General features: G+C 71.6%; 12 protein-coding genes. 8 read left to right on the forward strand and 4 right to left on the reverse strand.

Features of this window, described 5'->3' with window-relative positions; genetic code table 11:
• The first annotated feature begins 108 nt into the window (after window positions 1-108).
• The gene (locus tag AB0H62_RS33045; RefSeq protein ID WP_360590445.1) at window positions 109-2292 is read left to right on the forward strand and encodes a PQQ-binding-like beta-propeller repeat protein; all 2184 of its coding nucleotides are present in this window, start codon (window positions 109-111) and stop codon (window positions 2290-2292) included.
• Window positions 2293-2351: 59 nt separating this feature from the next.
• Window positions 2352-4808 (forward strand): CehA/McbA family metallohydrolase, encoded by a 2457-nt coding sequence (locus tag AB0H62_RS33050; protein ID WP_360590447.1) that lies wholly within the window; start codon window positions 2352-2354, stop codon window positions 4806-4808.
• Window positions 4809-4958: 150 nt separating this feature from the next.
• On the opposite strand, the gene AB0H62_RS33055 is transcribed toward AB0H62_RS33050, so the two are convergent.
• Together AB0H62_RS33055 and AB0H62_RS33060 are read right to left on the reverse strand one after the other, a co-directional pair.
• A complete protein-coding gene (locus tag AB0H62_RS33055; RefSeq protein ID WP_360590630.1) occupies window positions 4959-5519 on the reverse strand; it encodes a GNAT family protein in 561 nt (186 codons plus the stop codon).
• 71 nt (window positions 5520-5590) lie between these two features.
• On the reverse strand, window positions 5591-6445 hold the full coding sequence (locus AB0H62_RS33060; protein ID WP_360590449.1) for an IclR family transcriptional regulator: 855 nt from the start codon (window positions 6443-6445) through the stop codon (window positions 5591-5593).
• A 104-nt stretch (window positions 6446-6549) separates the two neighbouring features.
• On the opposite strand from AB0H62_RS33060, the gene AB0H62_RS33065 reads away from it, so the two are divergent.
• Entirely contained in the window at window positions 6550-7725 is a 1176-nt protein-coding gene (locus tag AB0H62_RS33065; protein ID WP_360590451.1) for an FAD-dependent monooxygenase, read from the forward strand.
• 147 nt (window positions 7726-7872) lie between these two features.
• Here AB0H62_RS33065 and AB0H62_RS33070 read toward each other — a convergent pair whose 3' ends face one another.
• The gene (locus AB0H62_RS33070; RefSeq protein ID WP_360590453.1) at window positions 7873-8958 is read right to left on the reverse strand and encodes a helix-turn-helix domain-containing protein; all 1086 of its coding nucleotides are present in this window, start codon (window positions 8956-8958) and stop codon (window positions 7873-7875) included.
• 99 nt (window positions 8959-9057) lie between these two features.
• Here AB0H62_RS33070 and AB0H62_RS33075 point away from each other — a divergent pair, with 99 nt between their 5' ends.
• From AB0H62_RS33075 to AB0H62_RS33085, 3 genes are all read left to right on the forward strand, one after another.
• Window positions 9058-10266, forward strand: a complete 1209-nt coding sequence (locus tag AB0H62_RS33075; RefSeq protein ID WP_220243729.1) for an MFS transporter — start codon at window positions 9058-9060, stop codon at window positions 10264-10266.
• A gap of 275 nt (window positions 10267-10541) precedes the next feature.
• On the forward strand, window positions 10542-10997 hold the full coding sequence (locus tag AB0H62_RS33080) for a cupin domain-containing protein (RefSeq protein ID WP_360590455.1): 456 nt from the start codon (window positions 10542-10544) through the stop codon (window positions 10995-10997).
• Window positions 10998-11187: 190 nt separating this feature from the next.
• Window positions 11188-12006, forward strand: a complete 819-nt coding sequence (locus tag AB0H62_RS33085) for an alpha/beta hydrolase (protein WP_360590457.1) — start codon at window positions 11188-11190, stop codon at window positions 12004-12006.
• 146 nt (window positions 12007-12152) lie between these two features.
• On the opposite strand, the gene AB0H62_RS33090 is transcribed toward AB0H62_RS33085, so the two are convergent.
• Window positions 12153-12554, reverse strand: a complete 402-nt coding sequence (locus tag AB0H62_RS33090) for a metalloregulator ArsR/SmtB family transcription factor (protein ID WP_360590459.1) — start codon at window positions 12552-12554, stop codon at window positions 12153-12155.
• A gap of 114 nt (window positions 12555-12668) precedes the next feature.
• On the opposite strand from AB0H62_RS33090, the gene AB0H62_RS33095 reads away from it, so the two are divergent.
• A complete protein-coding gene (locus AB0H62_RS33095) occupies window positions 12669-13310 on the forward strand; it encodes an arsenate reductase ArsC (RefSeq protein WP_255638401.1) in 642 nt (213 codons plus the stop codon).
• Between the two features lie 29 nt (window positions 13311-13339).
• The gene (locus AB0H62_RS33100) at window positions 13340-13744 is read left to right on the forward strand and encodes an arsenate reductase ArsC (protein ID WP_360590461.1); all 405 of its coding nucleotides are present in this window, start codon (window positions 13340-13342) and stop codon (window positions 13742-13744) included.

The following is a 13744-nucleotide window of genomic DNA, read 5'->3' on the forward strand; positions in this document are numbered from 1 at the left end:
CCGGCAGAGCTTGGTCCGGCGTTCAGCCTCCCCATGTCGGTGCGTCAGATCGGCGTTACCCGAACGGGTGAAGGTTTGAGGGTTCAGCTTCTCGAATGGAGGAACCCGATGGTCGACGAGCCCTGCCGGCACGATGGATTGCACCGAAGGGCGTTTTTCGGGCTCGCCGCGGGGGCGGTGGCGGCTCCGGCGCTGGCCACGTTGCTCGGCGCCGCGCCGGCGGGCGCCACGCCCGGCCGGCCGGGCCGCAAGTTCACGTTCGCCGCCGTGTCGGACACGCACGTGAACACCACGAGCCCTCAGTCGACCACCTGGCTCACGCAGGTGTACGCCTCGATAGCGCGCCGTGACCCCGACCTCGTGCTGCACTGCGGCGACATCACCGACACCGGCCTGCCCGACGAGTACGAGCAGTACGGCAAGGTGCTGCCCGCCGCGCTGCGCGGGAAGATCCACTACTCGCCGGGAAACCACGAGACGCGGTGGGACCCGTCGGCCAAGGAGGAGTTCCACAGCCACTTCGGCCCGACGCCGTACTCGTTCGACGCCGGCGGTGTCCACTTCGTCGGCTTCGACCCGACGCAGGTGCTGCAGGAGCCCGGGCACTACGGGCGCGCCGGCCTCGACTGGCTCGAGCGCGACCTGAGCCGCGTGCACCGGGACACGCCGGTGGTGCTGTTCCAGCACTTCCCGTTCGGCAACCAGTTCTACTACGTCGACGACCAGCCGGCGGTGCTCGACGTGCTGGCGGAGCACAACCTGCGCGGTGTCATCGCGGGCCACGTGCACCGCGAGGACGTCACCCGGTTCAACGGGCTCACGCAGGTGACGCTGAACGCCGTGCGCAACGGCCCGATCTACTACTGGGCCGAGAAAACGACGGCCGCCGACGGCACCGCCGTGCTCGACGTGCGGCGGGTCACCGTCGCTGCGGACGGGACCGACACCGAGGCGCCGTTCGCGACCGTGCCGCTGACCGGCGGCGGGCAGGGTCGCGAGCAGCGGCCGCGATACGTCCACGTGGGCAAGGTTTCCGGCGGCTCGCTGCCGGTCGAGGTGCGCGCGTCGGCCACGCCGCAGGTCGGCGTGCAGCCGTACCCGCAGGCTGTATTCGGCGGCACGAGCCCCGGCGCGTGGCAGCCGCTCGCGGGTTCGGGCGACCGCTGGACCGGCAGCGTCGACGTCTCGGCGCTGGCGCCGGGGCGGCAGCGGCTTCAGGTGCGCGTGAACGCGGCCGACGGCAGCTGGTGGGAGCAGGTCGCGCTGTTCACGGTGCCCGCGGTGGCCGGCGACCCCGTCGACCGGTGGCAGCAGCAGCTCTCGGGTTCGGTGCAGGGCGGCGTGACCCTCGCGGACGCGCGCAGCGGCCTGGTGCTCGCCGCTTCGTCGGCTGGTGAGGTGACCGCGTTGCGGCGCGGCGGCCACCGTGAGTGGCGTACGCAGCTCGGCCCGGTGTACCGGCGTCCGGCGGTACACGGGACGCTGGCTTTCGTCCCTTCGGCCGACCACCACCTGTACGCGCTGGATGTCCGGAATGGACGGCGGGTGTGGGCGTTCGACGCCAAGGCTCCGGTCGTCAGCGCGCCACTGGTCTCCACTGTGGACGGAAACGAACAGATCGTGTTCTCCGCCGGACAGGCGTTGTTCGCGGTCGGGACCGACGGCCGCCGCCGCTGGTCCGTGCCCGCGCGCGGGTTCTCGTCCGGTCAGGCCGCGAGCGACGGCGAGCGCGTGTACACCTCGGCGGCCGACGGTTACGCGCGGGCACACGACGCGCGGACAGGCAAGGAATTGTGGGCTTACCAGATGGTGTCCGGTGTCGAGAACCGGGTCGCGCTGTACAGCGGGTGGGACGCCGTGGTGGCGCTCGGGGGTGACGTGGTCGTCCTGGCCACGGTTTCGAGTGCGATCGCGCTCGACCGGGCCACGGGTGCGCTGCGCTGGACGGTGGCCGGGAGCGCGATGTACGCGCCCGCGCTGATCGTCGGCACCAGTGTGCTGCTGACCACGGAGTGGGGTGTGCTGACCCGCGTGGACCTCGCCACGGGGAAACCGTTGTGGACGACGAACCTCGCGCTGCGCGTGTTCAACGCCGGTGTCGCGATCAGCGACGGCACGGCGTGGGTCCTGACCGTCGACGGCAAGGTGATCGGCGTGCGGCTCGCCGACGGCGCCCGGCTGGGCTGGCTGCAGCAGAGCCTCGTCTACACCTTCGGCCGCCCGGTGATCGACGGCCGCACCCTCGTGGTCGGCGATCAGAACGGTGTCGTGCACGGGATTTCCCTCCCCTGAATTCCCTTGAGTTCCACCGCGCCGAACCATCGGCGCCGGTGCCCGGAAGAAGGACAGAGATGGGCCTCACCCGAAGACAGTTCATGGTGGCGGGCGGCGCGATCGCGGCGTCCGGCCTCGTGGCCACGCCGGCCGTCGCTGCGACCCAGGGACTCCCGCTCGGCGGGTTTCCCTTCGGCAGTGGCGAACCGAAGGGCCAGTGGCTCGTCGGCGACACGCACGTGCACGACGACCACTCGGCCGACGGCAGCCTGCCGCGCCAGACGTCGAAGCAGGCGATGCCGGGCAACCTGCCCGTCGGCGACCAGATCGGCCAGGCCGAGAAGACCGGGCTGGATTTCCTGCCGCTGACCGACCACCGCACGTACGACCAGCACTGGGATCCACAGTGGACGTCGGAACGACTGCTGCTGATTCCCGGCGAAGAGGCCAACGGCTCGCCGCACGCGATCGTGCTCGGCGCGGTGGACAACGTCGTCGACGGTGCGAACCCGCCCGGCTCGGCGGCGTTCCGGCACGTGCAGCAGTCCATTTGGGACGCTCGTTCGCAGGACGCGGTGTGGCACATCGCGCACCCCGACGACGGTGAGTACACCCGTGCGGCGGGGCCGAACGACAACGCCAGCGTGCAGGGCATCCACAACATCGAGGTGCTCAACGTCTCGACGAACCCCGACGCGCAGATGGACTTCGCCGAGACGCGCTGGAACCGCGGTTACGTCACCGGCGTCACCGCCGCCAGCGACTGCCACTTCCGTGAGCTGTGGGACATTGCAGGCCCCGGCCAGCCGGCCACGCGCGTGTTCGCCGGCGACCGCAGCGTCCGCTCGATCCTCGACGCGCTGAAGGCCGGCCGGACCACGGTGTCCTCCGGCGTGTCGGGACCGTTCGTGACGATCGAAGCCGACCTCGACGGCGACGGCCGGTTCGAGGCCATCGGCGGCGACGAGACGGTGGTCGGTTCGCGGAAGCTGCCGCGGCGCGCGGCGCTGCGCGTCCGGGTCCGCCAGGGCGCCGGGACACACCTGCTCGTGTACGGCACGCCGGGCCGCTCGGCCAAGGCCCTGCTGGACACCACCGTGCGCGGCAACGACGACACCCGCACTCTGCCGTTGACCCTGTCCGGCGACCACGTGTGGTTCCGCGCCGAGGTGCGCTCGCCCGGCAGCGCGTCCGGCGCCGACGCCGACCCGACGCTGCCCGACCAGCTGCGCGCGGCGACGTCACCCGTGTTCGTCTCCGTCGGCCGCGTGGCCACGCCCGCGCCGGAGATCCCGTTGCCCGCCATGCAATCCGGGCACGACAACGCGACCGCGGTGCTCGGCGGGACCGGTGAGTTCACGGGGTTCGCCGACGTCGCGGTCGCCGGCAACGACGTGCACGTGGTCGCGCAGCGGCATTCCGACGGCCGCAGCCGGATCGTTTACAAGCGCGTGGACCGGCGCGGCTTCGGTCTCTTCGAGGTCGAGCTCTCCAGCGGTTCGGGCACGGCCACGGCGCCGCGCGTCGCCGCTTCCGGGCGCGACGTGTGGGTGGTCTGGCAGGACGAGCGCGGCCACGAGCAGCCCCACCGTCCCGCGATCTACCTGCGCCACAGCAGCACCGGCGGCCTGCTGTTCGGCCCTGCCGTGCGGCTCGACGCCGGCACCGGCCGCGCCGTGCACCCGGCGATCGCGCTGCTTTCCGGCGGACAGCCCGTCGTCACCTGGGCCGACAACACCGCCGGCGCGTTCGACGTCTACGCCCAGGTGGTCGGCGTCGACCGCAAGCCGGTCAACCTCTCGGCCGCGGGCAAGACGGTCAGCGCCGGCAACCGCGCCGTCGACGCCCGCTCGCCGCGCTACCCGGCCTCGGTGTTCCCGACCGTCGCGGTGGGCCACGGCGACCGCATTCTCGTTGCGTGGCAAGACGACCGCTTCGACCCGGATCCACTGTGGACGGGCCACACTCCGCCCGCAGGCCAGGCCGCGTCCGGCGGCACGGACCCGGACAACTGGCAGATCCTCGCCACCACCCGCGCGGGCACCCGCGGCGGCTGGGGCGCTTCGGCCCAGGTCAGCGCCGCCACCGACCGCGCCGACCGCCACCCGAGCGCGGCCGTCGACCACTCGGGCGCCTTCGTCGTCGCCTGGGACAGCGGCGCTTTGCAGAGCTCGGGAGCGAACCTGTCCCTGCGCTCGGCCCGCTCCGCCGACGGCCGCACCTGGTCGGCCGGCACGCCGTTCGCCCTCGAGTCGGCGGCGATGAGCCAGCGCCCGCGTCTGAGCCACGACCCGGACGGCACCGTCCGCGCCGTCTGGTACGACTCCCGCGCCACGGACTGGCGCTGGAAGGTCTTCACGGCGCGCCTCACGCCGGCCGGCTGGTCGGCTCCGGTACAGCTCACGAAAGCGGGCAACGCGACCTACCCCGCGGTGTCCGCGGGCCTCGTGGCTTTCGTCACGGACCGTAACGCTGTTCGGGGTCAACGCGACACTACGCAGCAGATTTACGTCGTGGACACGGGTGGCCACTGACGTGGTTGCCTGCCCGGCCGCCGTCCGACGGCGGCCGGGTCTGCCACGTCATCCTCGCCGAGCGAGGGGGAGGGGTTCCCTTGTGGTTCTGACGAGACGCGATCAGTCGGCGTGAGTCGCGTTTCCCGGCGGCCCGGTCTGCCGCCGGGATCAGTACCGGACGCGAGTACGCCAGTGCCGCCCGCGTCGCCGGGTCCGCGAGTGCCGCCCGGTCCAAGGGCTGTCGGCGACGTCCAGGCGCCGAGCGGCGAACGCGTCCGCGCCGAGACCCATCAGCACCGGGTACGTGATCTGTCCGTGGAGCGCCTCGGTGTCGCGCACCCGGCCTTCTTCGCGGAACCCGAGCCTGGCGTGCAACGCGAGCGAGGCGAAGTTGCGGCCGTGGACACTGACCTCGCACTTGCGGTAGCCGGCCGGCCCGAACATCGCGGCGAGCAGCGTGGTGACGGCGTCTTCGGCGTACCCGCACCGCCGGTGCTGCGCGCCGATCCCGACGCCGTAGCTGAACCGGCTCGCCGCGGGGTCCGTCCGGACCCAGATCGACCCGACGAGCGCCCGGCCGTGCAGCGTCTCGATCGCCAGGTGGCGATCCCCGCCGGACCCGGCCACCTCCGCCCGGTGCGTCGCCCAGTGCCGGTAACCACCGCCACCGTCGCGATCGAACCCGACCAGGGCCCGCCGGTCGTCGGGGCGGATCTCGCGCAACCGCACCTGCCGGCCGACCCAGTTCTCGCGCACAGCGGCGCGGCTGCCGGACAGCACCGGACGGGCGAGGTTCACGGTCATCGGTACGGCACGGTACCGGGTTGCTCATCGGCGTCTCGAAGGGCCGGCCGCCCGGCGCCCGGGATGGGGAGGTCGGCGTCGCGCAGACCGATCCCGGGCCGCCAGCCCAGGCGGCGCGAGATGCTGAACGCACTGGCGAGCACAGGCGCGACGACCGTGGCCAGGTCGAGCGAGCCCGTGCGCACGACGACCGAGAGCGCCGCGACGACCCGGCCGTGGCCGTCGGTGATGCGGGCGCCCACCGAGTCCGCGTCCTCGGTCATCTCGCCGCGCACCATGGCGCTTCCGGACCGCCGGCACGCCGTCAGCTCGGCCCGCAGGTCCGCCGGGTCGGTCACGGTCCGCGCGGTGAACCGCGCCGGCCCGGCCGCGAGGTAGGCCTCGATCAGCGTCCGGCCGGCGTGCGCGAGCAGCACCTTGCCGACGGCCGAGCTGTGCAGCGGCAACCGGCCGCCGACGTGGGAGGCCAAGTCGACGGCGTCGCGCGCGGAGAAGCGCTCGATCACCACGGCCTCGTGCCCCTCGAGGACGGCGAGCTGCACGTGCTGGTGGAGCGCGGCGTGCAGGTCCTCCAGGAACGGCAGCGCGACCGTGCGCAGCGGAACCGACAGCGGCGCGAGTGTGCCCAGCTGCCACAGGCGCAGGCCGACGGTGAACCGGCCGTCCGGGGTGCGGTCGAGGGCGCCGGCCCTGAGGAGCTCGTGGACGAGCCGCCGGACCGTCGCGTGCGGGAGCCCGGTGCGGCGGGTCAGGTCGGCGAGGGTCAGTGCGCTGTCCTCGGGCGTGAAGGTGAACAGCACCTGCAACAGCCGCGAGCTGACGCTTCGGCCGGGCTCGTTCGTGCGCGGCATGGTGCTCGCAGCCTACGTCGATGTCCATTGGATGAACATCGACGTTCCTCGACGGCCTAGCGTGCGGTCATGCTCATCGACACCCAACGAAGGAGGCAACGCCGGTGCCTGAACTGCGAATCGCCGTCGTCGGAGGGGGAATCGGGGGACTGGCCGCCGCCGCGTTCCTCGGCCGGGCGGGGCTCGCGTGCACGGTCTACGAGCAGGCCGCCGAGCTCGGCGAGGTCGGGGCGGGACTCGTCGCCGGCCCGAACCTCGTGCGCCTGCTGCGCCGTCTCGGTGTCCTGGACGAACTGCTCGCGCGAGCCGTGGCGATCGACGTCGGGTGGGAGTTCCGCCGCTGGGCGGACGGGACCGTGCTGTCGGCGGAGAACCTCGCCGAGTCGTGCGAAAAGCTCTACGGCGAGCGCACATACACGGTGCACCGCGCCGACTTGCTGAGCGTCGTCCGGGCCGCGGTGGCGCCGGACGTGCTCCGGCTCGGCGCGAAGTGCGTGGGCGTCGAGATCGCCGACGACGGCGCGGTCCTGTCGTTCGCCGACGGCACCGCTACGACCGCCGACGTCGTGATCGGTGCCGACGGCGTGCACTCGACCATCCGCAACGCCTTGCTCGGGCCGTCACCCGCGACGTTCTCGGGACACTGCGCCTTCCGCGCCCTCGTGCCGGCCGCCGACGCGCCCGCGTTCGCGCTGCGCAACGCCCACACGCTCTGGCTCGGCCCCGACCACCACCTCGTCCACTACCCGATCTCGGCGGGCAGGCTGATCAACATCGTCGCGTTCGCCCCGGCCGGTGAGGACGTCGTCGAATCCTGGAGCGCCACCGCGACCCACGAGGAGTTCGCCGCCGAGTTCGAGGGCTGGGACCCGCGGCTGCGCGAGCTGATCGACGCGGCCGGCACCCCGGGCCGCTGGGCACTGCTCGACCGCGCCCCGCTCGCGCAGTGGAGCCACGGCCCGGTGACCCTGCTCGGCGACGCCGCGCACCCGATGTTCCCGTTCTTCGCCCAGGGCGCCGCGCAGGCGGTCGAAGACGCGGCCGCTCTCGCGCTGTGCCTGGCGGCCGATGCCACCGCACCGGCCCGCGCGTTGCGCCGCTACGAGTCCGCCCGCCGCGCCCGCACCGCCCGGCTCCAGACGGCGTCGCACGAGCGCGCCCACCTCAACCACCTGCCCGACGGGCCGGACCAGCAAGCCCGCGACGCGTCGTTGTCCGCTCAGGATCCGCTGGCCGCCAACGCTTGGATCTACGGCCACGACGCGGAACTTGTGCCCTGACCCTCCTTTGTGGAGGCTTGAGGCGCGGGTGCGCGCGGGTCGGCCCATGCTCTGTTCAGGAACGCCGGACCGGCCCTCGACAACGCGAAGCGGCGCGGCACCGCCGAGTGTGAGCTCCTCGGCTTCGCGCTCCCGTACCTCGGCTGCTCAGCGCAGCACGGCCGCCAGCAGGTCGGCCCCCAGCGCCGTCAGATCGGGGAGGTTGAGGGTGTAGCGGACGTAACGACCGTGCCGGCGGGTCGTGAGCAGGCCCGCGCGACGCAGGACGGCGAGGTGGCGGGAGACCTCCGGAGGAGAAAGCTCCCAGGCGTGGGCCAGCTCGCCGGTGGTGTGCGGGCCGCGGGCCAGGGTGCGCAGCAGCCGCAGCCGTACCGGATGCGCGAGTGCCTCCAGCCGTAGGGTGACCGTTTCCAGCGATACCGGCTCCGATGGGCTCGCCTCGGCCACGGGGTACTGCACCACCGGCTGCCATCCGGGCGCGTGGATCGCCACCAGGTGCGGGCGGCCGAAGACGCTGGGGAGGAAGGTGATCCCAGTGCCGTGGGCGGTGGTCGTCTTGTCCTGCAGTTTGTCCACGATGATGCAGTTGCCGTCCGGTGCCAGGGTCACGGCGCCGGAGACCGACGCGAGTGCCGCCCCGATGCCCTGGCGCTTCAGCAGGTCGTTCTTCAGGCGCAGGTCGCTGGCGAGCCGCGCGGTGATGCCCGTCCAGGCGGCGTCGAAGAAGGCTTCGCCGCACTGTTCGAGGGTGTGGCGCACCCGCGCCCGGACGGCTGTGGGGTCCGCGAGAAGCCGTTCCGCGAAGGCCTCTTGGAGCGCGCCGCGGGCCTGGGCGCGGTCCAGGGCTTGCCGTCGCGCCGTCGCGTCGGCAAGCGGTGACGGCGCGGCGAAGTGGACCCGGTTGCTGCCGCACGTGGTGATGAGCGCGGCGTTCACATAGGTTTCGTCGTCGATCCGGTCCACCTCGTCCAGCTCCTCGGCGAGGGTCGGCCGGGGGCGAGCGGGGACCAGGAAGTCGGCTCGTGAGGAACGCCAGAGGAATTCCGCCTCCCTGAGCCGCTCGGCCAGCTCCGGCCGCAGCCCAGCCCAGACGTCCGCGGCCCAGCCGGCGAGCCGCGGGTGATGCCCGGGTTCGGCCAGCACGTGCAGCATCGCGGTCAGCTCGGCCAGCGGGGAGGCAGCGAACCGCAGTCGCCCGGACGGCAGACCTCCGATGTCGATCCTCAACGTCATCCCCCCATCATCGCTGGTCGGATGGCCGGCGACCGAGTCGATTGACGGTGTCCGTCAACCGACGTGGCGAGCTGGAAGACGCGACGCACCGTTGACGCCATGGGAACCACCACCAAGATCCAGCCGCGTGCCCTCGTCCGGGCTTCCGGAGGCCCCCGCTACGCCGTCGCCCTGGCCGTGGACGCGCTCGGCACCGGCTTGCTGCGGCCCTTTCTGCTGCTCTACGGGGTGACGGTGCTCAGGCTCTCCCCGCCCGTCACCGGCATCGCCATGACGGTCGGCGCCGTCGCGGGTCTGGTGTGCATGCCCGCTGTCGGCCGCTGGCTGGACCGGGGTGCCCGCAGCACGGTCGTGGCAGCGTCGATGCTGGTGCGGGTGCTGGGCGTGGCGCTGCTGCTGGCCGCCCCGGCGGGGCACGTCTGGCTGTTCGCGACGGCGGCGCTCTTCCTCGGCATCGGCAACCAGGCGTGGCCGGCCGCCCACGCGGCCCTGGTGGCCACGGTCGCCCACGGCCGGGAACGGGACGCGGCGCTTGCGGGAGGCCGCGCCCTGCGCAACGCCGGCCTGGGCGTGGGCGGCCTCCTCGCCACCGCCTGCCTGACGGGCGGCACCAACGCACTGCAAGCGCTGGCAGCCGTCACCGGGCTCGCCTATCTCGCCGCGGCAGCCTTGGCCTGGTCGGTCCACCTGCGCACACATCCGGCCGCTGATCCGGCCGAGGACAGGGCCGGCGAGCCCGCACCTCGGATGCGCGCGTTGCTGGCCGCCAACGTGGTCTACGTCTTCTGCCTCAACGTCCCCGAAATCGCGCTGCCGCTGGTCCTGGTGACAAAGCTGCACGCATCCCCGGTGTGGTCGGCAGCCATCTTCGTGGCCAACACGGTGCTGGTGGTCGCCCTGCAGGTTCCGGTCACCGTCCTGCTGTCCCGCTTCCCCAGGCGGACCGTGCTGACTCTCGCCGGCGTGGTACTCACGGCGTCCTACCTCGGCTTCCTCGCGGCCACCTCACTGGGACACGGCTGGGGCGCCCCTGCCATCGCCGCGGTGTCCGTGGTCTGCACCATCGGCGAGATCATCTATGCCGGCAGCGCCACCGCGCTCGTCACCGCCCTCGCCCCGGCCCCTGTCCTGGGACGCGCCCTCGCCCGCTTCCAGCTCTCCACGGGCTTCGGCCTCGCCGTCTCCCCGGCGGCCATCACCGCGCTCGCCTCCCACGGCTCGGCCGCCCTCTGGAGCAGCCTCTCCGCCGCGACGCTCCTCTCCGCCTCCGCCGTTGCGACCGAGAAGGATCGCAGGAGTGGGTTGTAAGTGGTGGCGGGGCGCCACCGCCGTAGCCGAAGCCGGTGTTGGACGGTGGCTTCGGAACCGGGTCGGTGCGCAGTCCGCCGTCGGACATAGGAGTGAGCGCGAGCAGGGTGGTTGCCGAGGCGTAACGACGGCGCTGTCTTCGGCGACTCTGTACGGTCGGGCGCCTAGAGCGAAGCAGGGGTGGGACCTCGACGTTTCCAGTCGGTGGGGGAGACGAGATGACCGATGGACTGGTGCTGCCAAGCGGATCCGGGCAGTCGATCACTTCCGCTGGGATGACACTCAAAGTCGGTGCCGACCAGTCGGCCCGGTGGTCGGTGTTCGAAGCGGACGTCGGGCCGGGGTTCGACGTGGGCGCGCACCGGCACGGTGAGGCCGAAGAGCTGTTCTACATCATCGAGGGCGAACTCGACCTGCTCGCATTCGAGCCGCGAATTCGCACCGCGGGCGACTGGCAACGCTGGGAGTCCGCCGGCGGCCAACGAGTCGTTCGGGGCGGTCCGGGCAGCCTGATGTACGTGCCCGCCGGCTGTCCGCACGCCTTCGCCAACCCCTGCCCGGCACCAGCCAGGATGCTCTTCCTCGTCACGCCGGCCGGCCACGAGCGGTACCTGCGCGAACTCGCCGAGCTACTCACCGCCGACGGGCCTCCCGACCAGCCCGCCATCGCAGCGCTGCGGTTCCGCCACGACATCGAGCAGCTCACCCCACTCAAACCAGGCCGAGCTTAAGAACAGTGCCGCCCGACCGAGTCCGGCACGGGCGGCTTTGGCCCGTTGCAGCCGTTCGACCGAACCCGCGGTATTCGTCAGGCTCCGCCAGGCCCGGGACCAGCCGCAGGAATCATTACCTGCCAGGTAATCGACTGGCCTCTCGGCTTCAGCGAACATTGGGTCATAAACCAATGGTGAGGAGCTGAAAATGCCTTTCTTCGACGTCGGTGACGGGACCCGCCTGTCATACGAGGATTACGGTGCGGGCGCGCCGATGGTGTTCGTCTCCAGCTGGGTTCTGAACGCCGGAATGTGGGAGTATCAGGTCCCGTTCTTCGTGGAACAGGGATTCCGGTGTGTCCTGCTGGACCGGCGGGGGCATGGCCGCTCCGACCGCCCCTCCTCCGGCTACGACGCGGACACCGGCGCCGACGATCTGGCCGCTCTGATCGAGCATCTGGACCTGCGCGGCATCACGCTCGTCGCCCACTCGGCCGGCGGTGGCGAGGCCGCACGCTATCTGTCCCGGCACGGTGAGGAGCGGGTCTCCCGTGTCGCGTTCCTGGCGTCGACGTTGCCGTACCTCAAATTGACCGAGGACAATCCCGAGGGAATTCCCGAGGCGCTCAATGAGGCGACGCTGGCACAGTTGCGCAAGGACCGGCCGAAGTGGTTCGCCGATCGAGCGCAGGGGTATTTCGCCACGCATCTGGGCAACGACGTCTCACCGGCACTGATCGAGCATGAGATCCGGCGCTGCCTGTCGCCATCGCCGTTCGCGACGGCCGCGATGTTCAACTCGAACTTCCACACCGATTTCCGCCCTGACCTGCGTCACATCACCATTCCGACGCTGGTTGTGCACGGAGTGGCCGACCAGTCCGCACCCATCGACGTCACCGGCCGTCGTACCCGGAAACTGGTGCCCCATGCCGTCTACCGGGAATATCCCACTGCCGGGCACGGCCTGTACGTCACCCACGCTGAACAACTCAACGCCGATATCTTGGAGTTCATCAAGAGCTGAGATGGTTTCCCTGCCGCGTGCGAGTACAACGCGGCCAAGCTCGCGGCGGCCGACGAGCCCTCGGATGCGCTCAAGGGTGCAACCACGCGACGATCGCGACCGCACCCTCCGAGATTCTCGATTCCGGTGCGGAAGTCGGGACGCTGTCAGCAGCGGCGCGCGCGCTCCGAGCCGTCGACGGGCGCGATGCGGTCCACCAGTGGGCCGCCGGCCCGTAGCAGTGCCTGAAGTGTTTCCAGCGGCTCGGGGACGAGGCTGTACCAGCTCCACGTGCCTCGGCGTTCGCGGGTGAGGATGCCCGCGGACACGAGGACGCGCAGGTGATGGCTCAGCGTCGGCTGGGGCATGTCGAACTCTTCGGCGAGGTCGCAGAAGCAGGCTTCGCCGCCGGGTGAATGGCGGATGAGGGACACCAGCCGGATGCGCAGCGGGTCGGCGAGGGCTTTGAAGAGCTTGGCCGCGTCGCTGGCGTCGGTTTCGGCGACGACGGCGGCGGGCTCGGCGAGCAGAAGGGTGACCGGGACCGGGGTCCGGTGCTCGACCGTCATGCGCCCTCCCGTCGTGTCGTGCGTGTCTCCCATCTGACCATACCGCGTGGATTGACAAAGTTCGATCCAATCGCGTTCACTTGGATCGAGATAAGTCAATCCAAGGAGAGCGTCATGGTGCAGCCTGCTCGGGGCCTGCCCGCGCACGAGGCGGACGCCCAGGTCGAGCGGATCGTGGACGAGCTGGCCGACCGATTCCGCGGGACGTTCGCGCGGGAAATGGTCGCCCGGTTCGTGCACGAGTCGTACACGTTGCTGGAGGCGACGGCGACGGTGCAGACCCATCTGCCGACGCTCACGGCCCGGTTCGCGCGGGAGCGGCTGCTGGATCGTGGGCGCGCGACGGGTTTGGTGCGGGTCGAGGTGCCGCAGGTGTTGTTCGTGTGTGTGCACAACGCAGGCCGTTCGCAGATGGCGGCAGCGCTGCTGGATCACCACGCGTTCGGGCGGGTGTCGGTGCGCTCGGCCGGCTCACGGCCGTCGCGCGGAATTCCCGAGGTGGTCACGGAGGCGATGGCCGAGCTGGACATCTCGCTGACGTGCGCGTACCCGAAGCCGCTGACCGACGAGGTGGTCCGCGCGGCCGACGTGGTGGTCACGATGGGCTGCGGCGACGCGTGCCCGATCTACCCGAGCCGGCGCTACCTCGACTGGGATGTGCCAGATCCGGACGGGCAGCCGTTGGCGGTGGTGCGCCACATCCGCGACGGGCTCGATGCCCGCGTGCGCGGACTGCTCGGCGAGCTGTCGTCTTGACGTTCCCTTGTGCTGAAAGGAAAAACACGGTGACCCGAGTGCCCGAAGTGTTGTTCGTGTGTGTGCACAATGCCGGCCGTTCGCAGATGGCGGCGGCGCTGCTGCAGCACCACGCCCTGGGCCGGGTCGCGGTCCGCTCGGCGGGCTCGGAGCCGGCGGACAAGGTCAACCCGGCCGCCGCGCAGGCGTTGGCCGAGTGGGGGCTGGACATCGCCGCCGAGATCCCGACGAAGCTGTCCACAGAGGACGTCGAGGCGTCTGACGTGGTGATCACCATGGGCTGCGGCGACACGTGCCCGGTGTTCCCTGGCAAGCGCTACGAGGACTGGCCGCTGGACGACCCGGCCGGCCGGGGCGTGGACGCCGTGCGCCCGATCCGCGACGAGATCGACCGCCGTGTCCGCGCCTTGATGGCCGAACTGCTCGACGCCTGA

It is taken from the genome of Amycolatopsis sp. NPDC050768 (genome assembly GCF_040654155.1).
Taxonomy (GTDB): Bacteria; Actinomycetota; Actinomycetes; order Mycobacteriales; family Pseudonocardiaceae; genus Amycolatopsis.